Genomic DNA, 17,126 nt, shown 5'->3' on the forward strand with positions numbered 1-17,126 from the left:
TTGCCGCGCCGGCATTCGTGGCCATCTGGACAGGCTGGGTCGGACTGGGGACCCTCACGGGCTTTGGGCTGGTCCAGCCACTCCCGGGTATCTGGGACGGGCTGAGGATCGATTCCCGGGCTCTTCTGCCGGTCGGCGTGGAGGCATCCGCCGCGCTGGCACTGCGCGCGTGGCTGGACCAGGCCACGCCATCTCGGGCCCGAGTCTTTGCGCGTCAGAGTGCGATCGGCTCCCTGGTGCTGGGGGCCGCGGGTCAGGTCGGCTACCACCTGATGGTGGCTGCCGGCGTCGCACGTGCCCCCTGGCCCGTGACCGCCGCCGTCGCGTGTCTGCCCGTCGCCGTCCTCGGCATGGGTGCCGCCTTGGCCCACCTGCTACGCGCCGACCCCGGAAGGGACGCTGAGGCAATGGCCACGGCCACGCGGACGACGCTCGATGCCGCCGGCAGTGGTCCTGCACCCTCAACTGGTCACTCCCTCGCGACACAGAAGAGGCCCGCGCGAACTGTGTCTGGCGTTCCGCTGGCCGCCCGTGGAGGCGACGGCGGACGCCACGACACGGCAACGCGCGTGGTGCTTCTGGCGGCCGCCGACCCTGAGTTGTCCAACGAGGAGCTGGCAGTCCGACTGGGCTGCTCGGCGCGCACGGTCCGGCGGCACCTCGCTGTGCACCGCGCACAGCAGTCGCAGCGCTCAGCGTCGGCCCCGCACAACGAGTCCGGCGATCGGCCGGCAGGCGAACTACCGCAGTTGCACCGAAGGGAGTCGGCGTGAGCACCCAGGAGCCGCCCCACGGAGGCCAGCCGGACGGGGACCGCCAGGACGAGCTCTTGCTCTTTGCTCGACTGGAAGCCGACCTCGCGGACGGCGACGAGGAGTCAGTGAGCTCGGTCGATCCGGCCGACTGCGAAGGTCCGCCAAAGGGGAGGCGGCTGGCACTCCTACCAACGTGGCTGACAGACCGGGCCTCGTTGCGGTCGGCAGCCGGGTGGGCGGTCCGGCAAGCCATGCACGCAGCTGCATTCCACATACTGCGACTGCCGCTGTACTGGGCGCGGTTGGCCGCGAGGTCACCTGTCGGTGCCGGCAGGCTGCTGGCCGCGTGGTGGTCCTGGGCGCTGGACACCAGGGGCCGGCGGCTCTGCCGAGCACTCACTGCGGACGTGATCGACTCGCGGACAAGAGAAGGCCGGTCGCTTGGCCGCGGGCTCATCGCTGTGGCCGGAGCACGTTCGTCCCCTTCGGACCCGGGGCAGCCCACAGCGTTGGACCCCGAAGCCTTCTTGCGGCTGGCCAATGACCACCGGTCAACCGTCCGCAGGCGGATCACCTGCTCGGCCACCGTGGTGTGTGTGACCGCGCCGATGACGCTGGTCATGGCCACGTCGATGTCCTTGGCCAGCAGGTTGTTGGTCGTGGCCACCGTCCTTCCGCTTCTCGGGTTGGCCGGCCGCAGGGCTGACCATCCGGTGACCTCGCGCGCAACCGACTCGACGTCCGCACCACGCCTGACGTCCGACCTGATCCTGACCGCCTTGGGCAGCCTGGGAATCGGAGAGCTGAACAAGGGTCTCGCCAAGGGCGAGGGGGTGCGGTTCCCCAGCCCGATCACCCGCGATGGCCCGGGCTGGCGCGCCGATCTCGATCTGCCGCCCGGTGTGACCGCTGGGGACGTGATCGAGCGCCGTGACCGGCTGGCGTCGGGGCTGCGTCGTCCGCTCGGCTGCGTATGGCCAGAAGTGGACCCCGATGTTCACGCCGGCAGGCTGATCCTGTGGGTCGGTGACCGGCCCCTGGCCGCCGGTAAGCCTGTGCCGTGGCCGATGGCCAAGACTGGACGCACCAACAGCTTCGAGCCTGTGGTCATCGGTCAGGATCAACGCGGCCGGCCGGTCGAGGTCACCCTGATGTTCGCGTCCGGAGTCGTCGGCGCGATCCCCAGGATGGGAAAGACGTTCGTCCTGCGGCTACTGGCCCTGGCCGGCGCGCTGGACCCACGCGTCGAGATCCACGCGTACAACCTGAAAGGCGGCTCGGACTTCGACCCACTGTCCGGGGTGGCCCACGCTTACCGAACCGGGGACGACGTCGAGGACATCGAGTATCTGCTGCGGGACATGCGGTCCCTGGCCACCGACCGCCGCCGCCGCTACAAGACCTTGCGTGCCCTGCCGCGTCAGGTGTGCCCGGAGTCCAAGGTGACCGACGACCTCGCCTCCCGACGCGACCTGGCACTGCACCCCATCCTGGTCGTCATCGACGAGTGCCAGCTCGCGTTCGAACACGACGTCCACGGCCCCGAGCTGGTGGCCCTGGTCACCGACCTGGTCAAGGCCGGCCCAGCAGTCGGGATCATGGTGTGGTGCGCCACTCAGCGCCCTGACGCGAAGTCCCTTCCTCGGGACATCTCCGCCAACGCCGTGCTGCGCCTGGCCCTCAAGGTCACCGGGCAGGTGGAGAACGACATGATCCTGGGCACCAGCGCGTACAAGAACGGCACCCGCGCCACCATGCTGTCTCGGCGAGACCGCGGGGTCGCGATCCTCGCTGGGGAGGGCGACGACCCCAGGATCGTCCGGGTCGCCTACATCGATGGACCCGCGGCACAGGCGGTATCCGCTCGAGCCCGAGCCGCCCGCAAGCTCGCCGGCCTGCTCACCGGACATGCCATCGGCGTCGAGCCGGAGACCGACGCCGAGACCGCATCCGTGCTGGACCACCTCGGCGAGATTTGGCCGCCCAGCGAAGGCAGGGTGTGGTGCGAGACGTTGGCCCAACGACTGGCCACCGCCTTTCCCGGCACCTACGACGGGTGGACCGGCGAGCAGGTCACCGTCGCCGTGAAGCCACACGGGCTCAGCACCGTGCAGGTCAAGCGAACCGTCGAAGGAACACCGATCAATCGACGAGGTCTGGACCGCGCCGATCTGCGCGCCGCAATCACCGAACGTGATGGGCGCGGTGGCGCCGAGCCCGTCCCTGACGATTGACCACGGCCGCCGTTTCACCAAGCCACCACTGCTACCGGTAGCGCCGCTGCTACCTAGCCAAACGACCCTCTGACCTGCGAGGTAGCGCGGTAGCGCCCTCAGGCGGCCAACGCCAGAACACCCGTGTATCGCGGGCTTACGACGGATCGCGCCGTTCTTCACGTCCACCGACCCTTCATCCCCGCATGCCCTCCTTCGATCACACACAGTGAGGAGTTATCGATGTCCCGCAATGATCGACTTCTAATCGCGACCAGGCACGCGGCATTGGCGTACGCCGCCCAGGGGTGGCACGTCTTCCCCCTGCGACCGGACGACAAGCGGCCCGCATGCCCTGGACACGCCGCCGCCAAGTGCGACCGCAGCGACCCCTGGTGCTCCGACGGCCACACCGGCTGGGAGACCCGCGCCACCACCGATACGTCCCGGATCACTCGGGCCTGGTCGGGCTCGTCGGACGGCGGGCAGCCCTACGGGATCGGCATCGCGACCGGCCCGTCCCGGCTGGTCGTCGTCGATCTCGACCAGCCGAAAGACGGCGTGGACACCACCCCACCACCGAGCTGGAACGTGGCCGGTGTCCGCGACGGGCACGACGTTCTCGCGCTGCTCTGCGATCGGGCCGGCCAGCCCATTCCCTGGGACACCTACACGGTGCGCACCGGGCGCGGCGGGACGCACCTCTACTTCACGGCGCCAGCCGACAGTCAGCTGCGCAACACCAGCAGCTCCCTTGGCTGGCTCGTCGACACACGGGCCGGCGGCGGGTACGTCGTCGCCGCCCCCTCCACCGTCGCGGGTCGCCCGTACACCGTCATCGACGGCCGCGACCCCGCTCCTCTTCCCGCTTGGCTGGCAGACGCCCTCGGACCGCGCCGTCCTCAAGGTGCAACGACCGGCGCGGCGGCACCGCCACGCAGGCCGCCAGCCCCGGGCGCAGTCGGTCGCTACGTCGAGGCCGCGGTCTCCGGAGAGGTGAGCCGGATCAAGAGCGCGACCCCCGGCCAGCGCAACCAGGCCCTCTTCCTTGGCGCAGTGGCCATCGGCCAGCTCGTCGGGGCAAATGCTGTGTCGAGACCCAACGCGCAGGATGCGTTGCTGGCCGCCTCGGCGGACCACATCGCCGCCGGCGCCTTCAGCACCGCTGAGGCCGTCGCGACGATCCGCTCCGGCCTTTCCCGAGGCATCGCTGAACCACGACAGCTGCCCGACCCGAAGACGAGAACGACGAGTCGAGGAGCGGCATGACCAGGGGTGGCAAGACCAGGAGCGTGGCGACTCTGCGGCCGATCGCCGCCGGACGTGACGTGCCGGATGAAGCACAGCTGGTCGTCCGCTCGGACCCGGACGCCATCCGCGTGCTGACCGAGGCAGTCGACGCCGGCATCATCCCCGAGTCCTACGTGCGCGACGGTCACCCCGTCGTCCTGGAACGAGTCTCCGGGGCGTTGGACGCGGTCGCCGGCGACGAAGACGCACCGCTGCCGATGTCCGTGACGCCGCTGCGCCCACCGCTGCTGGCCGGCTTGCTTGCCGAGCACGCCGACGTAAGCCGCCGACGCCTTCACCCGCGCACGGGGGAGTCCATGCTCGAGGAAGTCACGCCGTCCCAGTCGGTCCTGTCAGCGGTGCTGGCTCGGCGTTCCTGGCCGGGCCTGCCGGTCCTGTCCCGGGTCATTTCCACCCCGGTGCTGCGCCCCGACGGCAGCCTCCTGCAGACCCCTGGCTACGACGCCGCCACCGGGTTCTATCTCGCTGGTCGAGTCCAGCTCGACCCCATCCCGGACCGGCCAACCGCGGCCATGGTCCAGGAGGCGCGGGGGTTCCTGCTGGGGCGATTCCTGGCCGACTTCCCGTGGCGCACAGCGGCGGACCGCGCCAACTACCTCGCGCTGCTCGTTACACCGATTCTGCGGCCGTTCACCCGGACGCTGTCCCCGTTCGCCGTCGTCGATGCCACCATGCCCGGGTCCGGCAAGACCATCCTGACCTGTTGCGTTGGGCTGCTCGTGGGCCAGCGGGTGTTGACCTGGACGGACTCGGAGGAGGAGCTGCGCAAGTCCATCACCACGGTGCTCGGCGACGCCGCCGGCGTCGTGGTCTTCGACAACCTGTGTGAGGGCTCCGTCATCGACTCCGCGGTCCTCGCTCGCCTGGTCACCGAAAGGACGTGGACCGACCGCCGGCTGGGGTCGAATACCGCCGCGAACTTCACCAATGACCGACTGTGGCTGGCCACCGGCAACAACCTGCGTACCGGCGGCGACATGGCTTCCCGGTCGGTCTGGGTGCGTCTTGACCCCGACTGCCCGCGGCCCGAGGCGCGCACCGGCTTCACGATCCCCAACCTGGACAACTGGATCCTTGACCCGACCAACCAGGCCGTCGTCCTGCGGCACCTGCTGGTTCTGATCCTGGACTGGACCGTTCACGGAGCGCCCACCAGCACAGCAGTACCCGCGATGCGTCAGTTCAGTCGGTGGGCGCAGTACCTGGGTGGATTCCTGGACCACCACGGCGTGTCTGGGTTCCTGGCCAACGCGGAGGACTCACGTCAGCTCGATGAGGACGCCGCCGACTGGCGGGCGTTCCTCCTGCGCTGGCACACCCTGCACGCCGACCGTCGCCTCACGGCGTCCGAACTTCGCCGCTCTGCCGAGCCCGAGGTCGGGCCCGATCCCTGGGACGGACTGTTCCCAGCTCTGCCCTCAGGGCGCCTGCCTTCGGTCAAGAGCCTCGGACGGCGCCTGACCGGGCAGGTCGGCAGATGGCGAGCAGATGTCGTCCTGCGCAGCGTGCCCGATCCCCACGGACACGCCCGGACGTACTGGGTCGAACGAGAACGCGTCCAGCCCGAACGTCCCAAAGAAACCGCTCAAACCGCCATACCGCTTGAACCTAGGAGTGACCTGCGATGACCGGCCTGCGAGCCTTCAGAGGTTTGGTCTTGCCCTTCAAAGCGCAAACCGCCAAACCGCGCGGTAATGCGGTTTGCGTCCCCACCACTGAGACCAAACCGCAGGGCTGCCAGCAGGTCATCCCCCCAGGTCAGCGCTCTGGTCCAGCGGTTTGGCGGTTCAAACCCGTCGATTCGCACCTGCTCCAGCCTGGGACCGCAGGGTCCTGGCTCGCGTCGGCAGCACAAGGCGGCGGTCCAGCGACATCGTCGCGTCGTGGAGGAACCTTCTGATGAGCAACGTCATCGACTTGACCTCGCTCCATCCGCAGCTGGCGGCGGCCGCGCGGGCGACGTACACCGTGAGTGAGGTCGCCACCCTGCTCGGCATGTCCCGCGCGAACACCTACGTGCTGCTCAAATCCGGTGAGATCCCAGCGCGCCGCCTCGGCTCGCGCTGGATCATTCCGCGCCATCGTTTCCACCAGTGGCTCGACACTGACCCGGCTGATTTCGATGGAGGCGACCGTTGAGGGGCTCTGTGCGCAAGCGATGCACGTGTCGCACCGAGAACGGCGAGTCCGTCAGGGACTGTCGCAAGCCCCACGGGTCGTGGTCGTACGTGATCGACGCCGGGACCGATCCAAGCTCCGGGCAGCGCAAGCAGCTGAGACGGTCCGGGTTCCGCACCCGAGCGGAGGCCGAGGACGCGATGACCAAGGCGCTGGCAGCTGTGAATGCTGGCGTCTGGACGGACGATCAGGGCATCACCGTTGGGGATTGGCTGGACCAGTGGCTTGCGGAACTGCTGGAACGCGGGCGTTCACCTAAGACGTTGGCCAACTACCGGGGGCACGTTCGTGACGTCTGGAAACCCAAGCTCGGGCGGCTCCGCCTTAGAGACCTGAGGAGGGCTCACATCGAGCGCACCCTTGCCGAACTGGGACGCCCTGTGGTTGCGGCTGATCGAGCCAAGGGCAACGTCGGACGGCGCATCGGGCAGAGAACGCCTTCCACCATCGACGGCTACCGGCGGACTCTGCGGTCGGCGCTGTCAACGGCGCAGCGGCGCGGGCTCATCACCATGAACCCGGCTGAAGGTCGGATGGACGCGATCCCAGACCGTCATGACGAGGACGACAGGACCGTCTGGGAGCCAGAGCAGACTGCGCGATTCCTCGCCCACGTCGCCACTGACCGGCTCGCGGCTCTGTACGAGCTGGCGGCCTACGCCGGCCTCCGTCGCGCCGAGCTCTGCGGGCTTCGCTGGTCCGACCTCGATCCCGGAGTCGGCGCCGGCCTGACTATTCGACAGACAGTTGTGGAGGTGTCCTTGTCTCAACTGACGCCGGCCCAGCGGATCTGCCCGTACTGCGCGAGTGAGCATGCGGGCCGGCTGTTCAAGCGGCCGAAGTCCCGAGCAGGGCGCCGGTGGGTTCCGCTCGCTCGTCCAGCTCGTGAGGCGCTGGTTGCGCATCGTGCACGTCAGATGGAGGAGCGAGCGATGTTCGGTCCCGACTACTCGGACCACGACCTCGTGTTCTGTCGCATGGACGGCGCGCCTCTGCGGCCTGGCGCTGTGACCGTGGCGTTTGAGGGACACGTCATCGCGTGCGGCCTGCCTACGGTGCGGCTGCACGACACCAGACACGGCGCATGCTCACTCATGCTCGCCGGAGGCGTCCCGATCGAGGTGGTGCAGATGATCATGGGTCATTCGTCCCCGGCGGTTACCCGGAAGGTCTATGCACACGTGATGCGTCGGGCAACCGCCGACCAGGTAAATGCAGCGACCGATCTGTTGACACGACTCCGTGAATGAACGGCACCAAGGTCGAAAACCTCGCTCGCCCAGGCAACGTCCAGCGGCGACCGGAACCAGGCCGCAGCGGCGCTGTGTGACCAATCCGTGACCAATGCAGGGCAATTGGAGGGTGCACGCGCCACATGAAGAGGGCCCCTCACGCTGCGTTTCCGCAGGTGAGAGGCCCTCTGACGCTGGCTCCCGCGACTGGATTCGAACCAGTAACCGTCCGATTAACAGTCGGATGCTCTGCCGTTGAGCTACGCGGGATCGGCGGCGCAAACACTAGCAAGGAAAAAGGCGTGGTCCGAATCAGGGCCTGAGACCTACCTGCTCACACAGGTCCCGGGTCAGCGCGGCCACCTGCTCGGCCACGGGTTCGTGGCTCGGGTTGACCCCAGAGTCCGGAACGGTCTGGGTGAACAGTGAGCCGTTGACGGCGTGCCGGCGCACCGCGACGGTGACGCCACGGCGGCCCTGCACGGGGATCCGTTCGGAGAGCACGAACGTGCTCATCACCCGCTCGCGCAACACCTCGGGGAACCGACCATGCGGGGGGATCAGCTGGACCGTCGTCCCGGCGCCGCCGTCCGCCCAGCGGATGTACACCGCCTCCGCGTCGGGGTCCCAGCCGGCCTCGGCGACCTCGTGCCACAACCGGCGCAGCGACGGTGTGCCCGGCCCGGGGGTCGGCCCCTCGACCGGATCGACCAGGACGACGGCGGCGGTGGTCGCGATCGCCCACCCGCCGTCGGGGCGTCCGCCGTGCGCGAGCAGGCGTTCGCCGCGCCGCAGGCCCAGGCCCGCACGGACCTGGGCCGGCAGCGGCGGAACGCGCTCGGCGCGGTGCCACAACGACATGCGAAGAGCCTAAGCAGACGAAATGCCCCACCCGGTCCGAGCGGCATCACATCTCGGCAACAGGTTGGACACGCAGGTGTCCACCCCTTGGACTGACCCGCGGATCAGTCCGTTCGGGCGGCCAGAGCCCGCCGCCGCTCGACCAGTACCTGGGCCTCGCGCAGCGCTGCCATGTAGCCGACCGCGTCGCCGGCGGCGTCCAGCCGCTGCATCCGGCTGTGCACGTCGCGCTCACGCCGGACCAGGTCGCGCTGGGCGATCTCGACCTGGAGCGAGGCGCCCAACCGGGACAGCCCCTCCTCCGAGATCACCGGCAGCTCGCTGACGGTCAGGTCGGTGACGTAGCTGCGGGCGTCGTCCGGCACCTCGGCGGCAACCCGCTCGTGCCAGCCCTGACCCGCTTCGGCTAACCCGCCCAGCGACCGGACCGCGCTGTGCACGACACGGTGCATCTCGGCGGTGAAGGCGTCCTCGCCGAGGGCGTCGAACTCGTCCGTGTCGAGCACCCAGGGCGCCTGCAGCACGCACTGCAACAGTTGCCGCTCCATGGCCACGGTCGGGTCTCGAGGGTCGGGTCGGGGCAGTACTGGGCGCTCGACGACCTGATCCGGGGCGGCCGGCTCGAGCTCGAAGCCCGGACGGCGCTCTGACGGCCCGCCGGCACGGTTGCCACTCTGCTCGGCAGCTCGGCCCGCGGCGGCCACGGCCCGGCGCGCCTCCTCGACGTCGATTCCGACGTGGCCGGCCAACCGGCGGGCGTACTCCGGGCGCAGCGACCGGTCCTTGATCTGCGCGACCACCGGCGCCGCCGCGCGTAGCGCCTGCACCCGACCGACCGCGGTGTTCAGGTCGAAGCGCGCGATCGTGGTGGCGATCGCGAACTCGAACAGCGGCACCTTGCTCGCGACGAGCTGACGCACCGCCTCGTCGCCGTGCTGCTGGCGCAGCTCGCACGGGTCAAGCCCGTTCGGCTCCACGGCGACGTAGGTCTGCGAGACGAAGCGCTGGTCCTCGCCGAATGCGCGCAGCGCCGCCTTCTGCCCCGCCGCGTCGCCGTCGAAGGTGAACACGACCTCGGCCGGATAGACGTCGTCGTCGTCGCGCATCAACCGGCGGACCACTTTGATGTGGTCCGTGCCGAAAGCCGTCCCGCAGGTGGCGACCGCAGTGTCGACGCCGGCCAGGTGGCAGGCCATCACGTCGGTGTAGCCCTCCACGACCACGGCCTGGCGCTGGCCGGCCACGGCCCTTTTCGCCAGGTCGAGCCCGTAGAGCACCTGTGACTTCTTGAACAGCGGCGTCTCGGAGGTGTTGAGGTACTTCGCCTCGATCCGGTCGTCGTCGAAGATCCGGCGGGCACCGAAGCCTACGCAGTCCCCGGTCACGTCGTGGATCGGCCACATCAGCCGGCCGCGGAACCGGTCGTACAGCCCGCGCGAGCCGCGCGCGGCCAGCCCGGCAGTGACGATCTCGTCGTCGGTGAAACCCTTGTCTCGCAGGTGCTTGGTCAGCGCCTCGCCCGAGCGCGGCGCGAAGCCGACGGTGAAGCGTGCGGCGGCCTCGCGGTCGAACCCACGCTCGGACAGGAACCGGCGTCCGGGCACCGCCTCGGGGCTGCTGGCTAGCTGCTCGGCGTACCACTGCTCGGCGACCCGCCCGGCCTCGACCAGCCTGGTGCGGCGCCCGACGTCCTCGCGGCGTCGCGGGGCCCCGCCCTCCTCGTACTCGACCGGGATGCCCGCGCGGTCGGCCAGCCGCTCCACGGCCTCGCTGAACGTGAGGTGGTCGACCTTCTGCACGAACGAGATGACGTCGCCGCCCTCGCCGCAGCCGAAGCAGTGCCAGACGCCGAGCTGCGGGCGCACGTTGAACGACGGGGACTTCTCGTCGTGGAACGGGCAGAGCCCCTTCATCGACCCCACACCGCCTTGGCGCAGCGTCACGTGCTCTCGTACGACGTCCTCGATCGGCGTCCGTTCCTTGACGGCTGCGACAACCTCAGCCCTGATCCGACCCGGCACCCGACCTCCTCGACTGCGGGAAGTCTAGGTGGCCGGGGGGACAGCCTGAGCACCCGTCGGCGATCGGGTGGCGACCAGCGCCTCGACCCCGTCCAGGATCCGCTGCACGCCGAAGTCGAAGTCGTTGTCCGGGTCCTGCTCGTCGGACCACGCGCCCGCCGCGATGGTGGCCGCGAGCGCCGGGAAGCGCTCGGGGGCGACGAGGCGGCCGAGCAAGACGTCGTCCGGGGTGCGCGGCACGCCGCGCGCGGCGGCGTCCGTGATGGCCCGGGTGATGTCCGCGCGCAGCAGGGTCTCGTGCCGCACGTTGCCGGCGATGAGCCCGATCACCGCGACCTTCTCGAACTCGCTGAGCCCGATCCCTGCCAGCATCGCCAGGCCCTGGTCGACCCACTCCAGGGTGTGCGGGGTGAGGGGCGCGCCGGTGATCGGCAGCTGCACGATCCACGGGTGGACCGCCAGGCCCTTCATCTGGGCGTCCACCCAGGCGGCCAACCGGTTGCGCCAGCCGACCACCTCGGGACCGATCACCGGCGCCGGTCCGGTCGCTGTGTCGACGAGCAGGGTCAGCAGCTCGTCCTTGCTGCTGACGTAGCGGTAGAGCGACATCGTGGTGAAGCCGAGGTCCTTGGCCAGCCGGCTCATGGACAGTGCGTCCAGACCTTCGGCGTCCGCGATCGCGATGCCGCGCTCCAGGATCCGCTCCAGGCTCAGCCCCGGCTTCGGCCCTGGCCGGGCCCGCTCCCCCAGCCCCCACAGCGTCTGCAGCGCGCGCGGCAGCTGCTCGACGGCCTCGGTGTGGTCGCTGGGCTCGGGCATGGACTGCGTTCCTCTCAGGGGTCGTTGACGGCCAACCCTAGGCTTGTGTATAACGTACACAGTTAAGTATGCGTCATACACAGATCGTGTCGCGAGCGAGAGGCCAGGAGATCATGACCCCCACGACAGCGCGCGCCGCAGCAGCCATCGAGGTGTGCGGGCTGACCGTGCGGTACGGCGAGCAGCCAGTGCTGCAGGACGTCGACCTCATCGTGCAGCCCGGCGTGGTCTACGCCTTGCTCGGACCCAACGGGGCCGGCAAGACCACCCTGATCAACGTCCTGTCCACCCTCGTGCGGCCGGACTCGGGAACGGCCACCGTCGACGGGCACGACGTCGTCCGTGAGGCCGACGCGGTCCGGGCCTCGATCAGCACCACGGGCCAGTTCGCGGCCGTCGACGAGCTGCTCACCGCCCGGGAGAACCTCGTGCTGATGGCTCGGCTGAACCACCTCGACCGGGCCGAGGCACGGCGCCGAGCCGACCAGCTGCTGGGCCACTTCGACCTCACCGACGTGCAGGACCGTCCGGTGCGCACCTTTTCCGGCGGCATGCGGCGACGGCTGGACATCGCGGTCGGACTGGTCCGGGTGCCGCCGGTGGTCTTCCTCGACGAGCCGACCACAGGGCTGGATCCGCGCAGCCGCCAAGCCATGTGGGACGTCGTCCGCTCGCTCGTCGCCCAAGGGGTCACCGTGCTGCTGACCACCCAGTACCTGGAGGAGGCCGAGCAGCTCGCCGACCGGATCGGGGTGCTGGACGGCGGACGCATCGTCGCCGAAGGCACCGGTGCCGAGCTCAAGGCGCGGGTCAGCCCACAACGCCTCGACCTGCACCTGGCAGACGCGGGCTCCTACGTAGTCGCGGCCGACCGGCTGGACGGCCGGGCAATCCACCACGACCCCGCGCTGCTCATCATCGGCTTACCGACCGACTCGGGCGCCGACGATGTGCGGGACCTCCTGAACGACCTGGCCGCCCAGGGCGCCCGGGTCGACCGGCTCAGCATCCACACCGCCACGTTGGACGACGTGTTCTTCCGTCTCACCGGCCGAGCCGGCACCGACCATCTCGAGACCTCCGGAGCGACCCGATGACCTTGAGCACAACCCCCATCTCGTTCTCCCGCAACAACTCTGCGCCGACCAGGCCACGACTGGTCTCGGACTCACTGCAGATGGTCGGCCGCAGCCTGCGGCACACGGTGCGCGGCGTGGAGACGCTGCTCATCTCGGTGATGCTGCCGGTGATCCTGCTGCTGCTGTTCGTCTACGTCTTCGGCGGGGCACTCGGCGGCGAGGACTACGTCGACTACGTGGTGCCCGGGATCATCGTGCTGTGCGCGGGATTCGGCGCCTCGCAGACCGCCGTGAGCGTGGCGACGGATCTGTCCAACGGCATCATCGGGCGGTTCCGGACCATGTCGATCGTCAGCTCCGCCGTGCTGACCGGGCACGTCGTGGCCAGCGTGGCCCGCAACGTGGTGGCCACCCTGCTGGTGTTCGCGGTGGCGTTCCTGGCCGGGTTCCGCCCGGACGCGAGCGCCACCGGCTGGCTGGCCGTGGCCGGGATGCTGCTGCTCTTCGTGGTCGCCATCTCGTGGCTGTCGGCCGCTTTGGGTCTGCTGGCCGGCAACCCCGAGGCCGCGAACGGCGTCACCTTCGCAGTGATGTTCCTGCCGTACCTGAGCAGCGCGTTCGTCCCGATCGAGACGATGCCCGTTGTGCTGCAGGCGATCTCGCGGCACCAGCCGCTGACGCCCGTAATCGACACACTGCGCGCGCTGCTGCTCGGCACGCCGGTTGGTGACAGCGCCTGGCAGGCGGTTGTGTGGATGCTCGTCATCGGCGGCGGCTCGGCCGCGATGTGCGGCTGGTTGTTCCGCCGCCGCACCGCCTGACGGGTGGTCAGTCGTCGTCAGTCATCGCCTGGCGATGGGCGTCCCATCGCACCATGAGAGCGGTCATCTCGCGGTTGACGAACTCCAGGAACTCCTTGGTCAGCAGGAGCCGCAGGTGTGCAGGGGAATCCTGGCCGAGCTCGGCCATGCCGGCCTGCAGGGCCGCGATGATCGGGGCGTAGAGCTGGTCGGTACGCACCATCGCGCGGTGCCAGGTGTCGTCGTCCACCACGAAGACGTCCCGCCGCGACCCCCGGTCGCGCTCTCGGCGGACGACTCCGATCTGGCCGAGGTACCTGACCGCGGCGGACACCGACCCAGCGCTGAGGGCCAGCGCCTCGCCCAGCTCGGCCGCCGTCATCCGGCCGTCGTCGTCGACCATCAGGGCGGAGAGCACTAGAGAGGCCGCCCGGGGCATGCCGGCGCTCGCCAGCGCGCCACCCAGGCGCTCGACCAGTGGTCCCGGATCGGCCCTTGCCATGGCGACATCGTAGTCCAGTTTTCAGAAAATACTGAAACCAGGAGTAGTGTCGCAGACATGACTGGCGCGACAGACGTGGTGATCTCGACGCAGGGACTGGTGAAGAAGTTCGGGGCCCTGCGAGCCTTGGACGGTCTGGACCTGCAGGTGTGCCGCGGTGAGGTGCACGGCTTCCTCGGTCCTAACGGGGCGGGCAAGTCGACGACGATCCGGTCACTGCTCGGTCTGCTGGGCGCGGACGGCGGCACGGCGAGCGTGTTCGGACTCGACCCATGGCGGCAGACGGTGGCGATCCACCGGCGACTGGCCTATGTTCCCGGCGATGTCGCCCTGTGGCCGAACCTGTCCGGCGGGGAGATCATCGACCTGCTGATCCGGATGCGCGGCGCGGACCCGGCCGGACCGAGCTCGCGGCGGGCCGAGCTGCTCGATCGGTTCCAGCTGGACCCGACCAAGAAGGGCCGGGCGTACTCCAAGGGCAACCGGCAGAAGGTCGCGCTGGTCGCAGCCTTCGCCACGCCGACGGAGCTGCTCATCCTCGACGAACCGACCTCCGGCCTGGACCCGTTGATGGAGCAGGTCTTCAACGAGTGCGTCGCCGAGCACACCGCTGTCGGGGCGACCGTGCTGCTGTCCAGCCACATCCTCAGTGAGGTCGAGACGCTGGCCAACCGCGTGACGATCATCCGCGACGGTCGCGCGGTCGAGTCCGGCTCGCTGGAGGAGATGCGACACCTGCACCGGAACAGCGTGCGCGCCACCGTTTCGGGCCCGGTGCCGGACCTGGCGGCCATCGTCGGGGTGCACGACGTCGCGGTGGACGGCCAGGTGGTCAGCGGCCTGGTCGACGCCGAGGCGATGCCGGCCGTGCTCGCGGCTCTGACCGAGGCCGGCGTCCGGAACCTCACCAGCACGCCGCCGAGCCTGGAGGAGCTCTTCCTCGACGTCTACCGCACCGACCCCGCCGGACGGCAGCGATGAATGCCACCGCACCGCTCTCGACGACTGCAGCCACCGACTCCGTTGGCGGGACCTCACGGCTGCTGCTTCGACTGGCATGGCGACGCGACCGAGTCATGATCGCGGTCTGGTACTCCATCCTGCTGCTCGTGCTGCTCGCCTCCGCCGGGTCCGCCAGCACGCTGTACAGCACGCAGGCCGACCAGGTGCAGGCGGCCGAGGCGATCAACGCGAGCCCCGGGCTGGTCGCGCTCTACGGACCGATCCTGGACGTGCACAGCAAGGGCGAGCTGGCGATGACCAAGATGACCGTGGTCTACGCGGTCCTGGTGGCGTTGATGCTGCTCTTCGTCGTGCGCCGGCACACCCGGATGGACGAGGAGAACGGTCAGGCCGAGCTGCTGGGCGGCACGGCGCTCCGGACCACCGGGCCGTTGGCGGCAGCCCTGACCTTCGGCGCCGGCGTGTCCGTGGCGCTCGGCCTGCTGGCCGCTGCAGGGAACATCGCGACCGGGCTGCCGGTCGCCGGCTCGCTGGCGTTCGGGGCGTGCTGGGCGGGCACCGGACTCGTCGCGACCGGGCTGACTGCCCTGGCCTGCCAGATCTCGCCGAGCGCTCGCACCTGTGCGGGTATCGCGGTGTCGGCGATCCTCGGCCTGTTCGTGGTTCGCGCCGTCGGGGACACCACAGAGGCGTCCTGGTTGAGCTGGCTGTCGCCGTTCGGCTGGAACACCCATCTGCGGGCGTTCAGCGAGACCCGCTGGTGGGTCCTGCTCCTGTACATCGCTTCCGCCGCGGCACTGGCGGGCGCTGCCTGGACCCTACGGCTCAGTCGCGACCTCGGTGGCGGTCTGGTCGCTCCGCGTCCTGGGCCTGCCACCGGCTCGCCTCGACTCGCCGACGCGATCGCGCTGAGCCTGCGGGTGCACGCGCCGATGCTGGTCGGCTGGACGGTGGGCATGGCGGTGCTCGGGTTGGTCTTCGGCGCCATCAGTCCCAGCTTCGACGCGTTCGACTCCCCCAGCATCCAGCAGATGCTGCAGCGGCTCGGCGGCGCCGGAGCCTTCCGCGACACCCTCCTGGGCGCGGTTGTGTCCGTCGTCGCGCTGATCGTCACCTGCTTCGCGATCGCCGTCGTCAACCACGGCGGGTCCGACGAGCAGGACGGCCGCACCGAGCAGATCCTGGCGACCGCGACCTCACGCACCCGTGCCTTCGTCGCAACGGCGATCGTCGCGATCGGCGGTGCCACCTGGCTGCTCGCGGTCGTCGGTGTGGGCCTGGCCATCGGCGTCGGCAACGACACCGGCCACTCGTTCGCCCGCCTGGTGGCATCGCCTCTCTCCCAGGCACCGGCCGTCTGGACCGTGATCGCGCTGAGCCTGCTCTGCTACGCGCTCCGAAGCCGGTGGGCCATCCTCGGCTGGGGACTGCTGGTCGTCTTCGCCACCCTGGGTCAGATCGGTGAGCTGCTGAACCTGCCTGACTGGACTCTCCAGCTCTCGCCCTTCACGCACTCTCCGGCGATGCCCCTGCAGCCCTTCGAGCTCGGCCCGGCGCTGGCGCTGACCGGGATCGCCGCGGCCGTCCTCGTCGGCGCCTGGCTGCGCTTTCGCGGCCGGGACATCGGCTGAGCATCAGCGAGAGGCATGCACGGACCAAACGCACTGAGGAGAACGGCATGACCACCACCTACACGTTCGACGTGTTCTCCAGCCTCGACGGCTACGGCGCCGCCAGCGGCGACTGGACCGGCTACTGGGGTAAGCAGGGCCCTGAGCTGCTCGACCACCGCCTTGCCTTGTACGACGCGGAGCAGCGGATGGTCTTCGGGGCCAACACGTACCGGGCCTTCGCGGGCATGCTGGCCGCGAGCCCGGAGGACTCGGAGGTGCGTGACCCCTGGGTCACTCGCATGACGAACCTGCCGGCAACGGTGGTGTCGACGACGCTGGAAGGCCCCCTCGACTGGCTGGACGCGACCCTCGTGAGCGGTGACGCCGTCGACGTGGTCGCCCGGCTCAAGGAGGAGTCCGACGTACCGTTGCGCTCGCACGGCAGCCTGTCGATGAACCGGGCGCTGATGGCCGCCGGCCTGGTCGACCGCGTGCAGGTGACGCTCTTCCCTGTCATCACCGGGCAGACCGGGTTGGGCCGGCTCTTCCAGGGTGCGGCCGACTTCGACCTCGAGCTCCTCGAGAGCCGGACGCTCGACGGCCACATCCAGGAGCTCGTCTACCGGCCCACCCTGCACTGAGTGTCCGGCCGCAGAAGCCGCGCCGTGACTGCTCCACTCCGCCTAGTTTGCTCAGCTCAGACCGCCCTGAGAACGCTCTCAACCGGTCTGAGTGGAGCAACCGCCCGCTCTGTCGTCCCTGGTGGCTACGGTGACCGT

Annotated in this window: 14 protein-coding genes and 1 tRNA gene; 10 read left to right on the forward strand and 5 right to left on the reverse strand. The window is 69.7% G+C overall.

Features of this window, described 5'->3' with window-relative positions:
* The first annotated feature begins 1,351 nt into the window (after positions 1-1,351).
* The 5 genes from ACPPVT_RS14440 to ACPPVT_RS14460 all read left to right on the forward strand — a co-directional run bounded on the left by ACPPVT_RS14440 (position 1,352) and on the right by ACPPVT_RS14460 (position 7,707).
* Positions 1,352-2,989 carry a cell division protein FtsK gene (locus ACPPVT_RS14440; RefSeq protein WP_426561388.1) on the forward strand — a complete coding sequence of 546 codons (1,638 nt, stop codon included), beginning with the start codon at positions 1,352-1,354 and terminating at the stop codon, positions 2,987-2,989.
* 222 nt (positions 2,990-3,211) lie between these two features.
* Entirely contained in the window at positions 3,212-4,237 is a 1,026-nt protein-coding gene (locus ACPPVT_RS14445) for a bifunctional DNA primase/polymerase (RefSeq protein ID WP_426561389.1), read from the forward strand.
* Positions 4,234-5,907, forward strand: coding sequence for a hypothetical protein (locus ACPPVT_RS14450; protein ID WP_426561391.1), 1,674 nt, complete (start codon positions 4,234-4,236; stop codon positions 5,905-5,907). The genes ACPPVT_RS14445 and ACPPVT_RS14450 overlap by 4 nt, the downstream gene beginning before the upstream one ends.
* A gap of 271 nt (positions 5,908-6,178) precedes the next feature.
* Positions 6,179-6,418: a helix-turn-helix domain-containing protein gene (locus ACPPVT_RS14455; RefSeq protein WP_426561393.1), complete on the forward strand. Its 240-nt coding sequence runs from the start codon at positions 6,179-6,181 to the stop codon at positions 6,416-6,418.
* Positions 6,419-6,507: 89 nt separating this feature from the next.
* Positions 6,508-7,707: a tyrosine-type recombinase/integrase gene (locus tag ACPPVT_RS14460; RefSeq protein ID WP_426561395.1), complete on the forward strand. Its 1,200-nt coding sequence runs from the start codon at positions 6,508-6,510 to the stop codon at positions 7,705-7,707.
* A gap of 177 nt (positions 7,708-7,884) precedes the next feature.
* On the opposite strand, the gene ACPPVT_RS14465 is transcribed toward ACPPVT_RS14460, so the two are convergent.
* The 4 genes from ACPPVT_RS14465 to ACPPVT_RS14480 form a co-directional block, all read right to left on the reverse strand.
* Positions 7,885-7,959, reverse strand: a tRNA-Asn gene (locus ACPPVT_RS14465).
* A gap of 42 nt (positions 7,960-8,001) precedes the next feature.
* On the reverse strand, positions 8,002-8,550 hold the full coding sequence (locus ACPPVT_RS14470) for a hypothetical protein (protein WP_426561397.1): 549 nt from the start codon (positions 8,548-8,550) through the stop codon (positions 8,002-8,004).
* Between the two features lie 104 nt (positions 8,551-8,654).
* Entirely contained in the window at positions 8,655-10,571 is a 1,917-nt protein-coding gene (dnaG, locus tag ACPPVT_RS14475; protein WP_426561399.1) for a DNA primase, read from the reverse strand.
* A 24-nt stretch (positions 10,572-10,595) separates the two neighbouring features.
* Positions 10,596-11,390 (reverse strand): TetR/AcrR family transcriptional regulator, encoded by a 795-nt coding sequence (locus ACPPVT_RS14480; RefSeq protein ID WP_426561401.1) that lies wholly within the window; start codon positions 11,388-11,390, stop codon positions 10,596-10,598.
* A 113-nt stretch (positions 11,391-11,503) separates the two neighbouring features.
* Here ACPPVT_RS14480 and ACPPVT_RS14485 point away from each other — a divergent pair, with 113 nt between their 5' ends.
* Both ACPPVT_RS14485 and ACPPVT_RS14490 read left to right on the forward strand, forming a co-directional pair.
* A complete protein-coding gene (locus ACPPVT_RS14485; RefSeq protein ID WP_426561403.1) occupies positions 11,504-12,487 on the forward strand; it encodes an ATP-binding cassette domain-containing protein in 984 nt (327 codons plus the stop codon).
* A complete protein-coding gene (locus tag ACPPVT_RS14490) occupies positions 12,484-13,290 on the forward strand; it encodes an ABC transporter permease (protein WP_426561405.1) in 807 nt (268 codons plus the stop codon). Before ACPPVT_RS14485 ends, ACPPVT_RS14490 begins: the two co-directional genes overlap by 4 nt.
* A 7-nt stretch (positions 13,291-13,297) precedes the next feature.
* Here the strand turns inward: ACPPVT_RS14490 and ACPPVT_RS14495 are convergent, their stop codons facing one another.
* Positions 13,298-13,771: a GbsR/MarR family transcriptional regulator gene (locus ACPPVT_RS14495; RefSeq protein ID WP_426561407.1), complete on the reverse strand. Its 474-nt coding sequence runs from the start codon at positions 13,769-13,771 to the stop codon at positions 13,298-13,300.
* A 57-nt stretch (positions 13,772-13,828) separates the two neighbouring features.
* Between ACPPVT_RS14495 and ACPPVT_RS14500 the strand changes: the two genes are divergently transcribed.
* The 3 genes from ACPPVT_RS14500 to ACPPVT_RS14510 all read left to right on the forward strand — a co-directional run bounded on the left by ACPPVT_RS14500 (position 13,829) and on the right by ACPPVT_RS14510 (position 16,988).
* A complete protein-coding gene (locus ACPPVT_RS14500; RefSeq protein ID WP_426561409.1) occupies positions 13,829-14,752 on the forward strand; it encodes an ATP-binding cassette domain-containing protein in 924 nt (307 codons plus the stop codon).
* A 95-nt stretch (positions 14,753-14,847) separates the two neighbouring features.
* Complete coding sequence (locus ACPPVT_RS14505; protein ID WP_426561411.1) at positions 14,848-16,365, forward strand: ABC transporter permease; 1,518 nt, start codon at positions 14,848-14,850, stop codon at positions 16,363-16,365.
* A 47-nt stretch (positions 16,366-16,412) separates the two neighbouring features.
* Positions 16,413-16,988 carry a dihydrofolate reductase family protein gene (locus ACPPVT_RS14510; RefSeq protein ID WP_426561413.1) on the forward strand — a complete coding sequence of 192 codons (576 nt, stop codon included), beginning with the start codon at positions 16,413-16,415 and terminating at the stop codon, positions 16,986-16,988.
* The last annotated feature ends 138 nt before the right edge of the window (positions 16,989-17,126 follow it).

The organism is Angustibacter sp. McL0619 (genome assembly GCF_049994355.1).
Taxonomy (GTDB): domain Bacteria; phylum Actinomycetota; class Actinomycetes; order Actinomycetales; family Angustibacteraceae; genus Angustibacter.

Bases quoted from the DNA above. Each gene is read 5' to 3' on its own strand.
- ACPPVT_RS14445 (WP_426561389.1), top strand. From the start codon at position 3,212: ATGTCCCGCAATGATCGACTTCTAATCGCGACCAGGCACGCGGCATTG.
- ACPPVT_RS14450 (WP_426561391.1), top strand. From the start codon at position 4,234: ATGACCAGGGGTGGCAAGACCAGGAGCGTGGCGACTCTGCGGCCGATC.
- ACPPVT_RS14455 (WP_426561393.1), top strand. From the start codon at position 6,179: ATGAGCAACGTCATCGACTTGACCTCGCTCCATCCGCAGCTGGCGGCG.
- ACPPVT_RS14470 (WP_426561397.1), bottom strand. From the start codon at position 8,550: ATGTCGTTGTGGCACCGCGCCGAGCGCGTTCCGCCGCTGCCGGCCCAG.
- ACPPVT_RS14480 (WP_426561401.1), bottom strand. From the start codon at position 11,390: ATGCCCGAGCCCAGCGACCACACCGAGGCCGTCGAGCAGCTGCCGCGC.
- ACPPVT_RS14485 (WP_426561403.1), top strand. From the start codon at position 11,504: ATGACCCCCACGACAGCGCGCGCCGCAGCAGCCATCGAGGTGTGCGGG.
- ACPPVT_RS14490 (WP_426561405.1), top strand. From the start codon at position 12,484: ATGACCTTGAGCACAACCCCCATCTCGTTCTCCCGCAACAACTCTGCG.
- ACPPVT_RS14495 (WP_426561407.1), bottom strand. From the start codon at position 13,771: ATGGCAAGGGCCGATCCGGGACCACTGGTCGAGCGCCTGGGTGGCGCG.
- ACPPVT_RS14500 (WP_426561409.1), top strand. From the start codon at position 13,829: ATGACTGGCGCGACAGACGTGGTGATCTCGACGCAGGGACTGGTGAAG.
- ACPPVT_RS14505 (WP_426561411.1), top strand. From the start codon at position 14,848: ATGATCGCGGTCTGGTACTCCATCCTGCTGCTCGTGCTGCTCGCCTCC.
- ACPPVT_RS14510 (WP_426561413.1), top strand. From the start codon at position 16,413: ATGACCACCACCTACACGTTCGACGTGTTCTCCAGCCTCGACGGCTAC.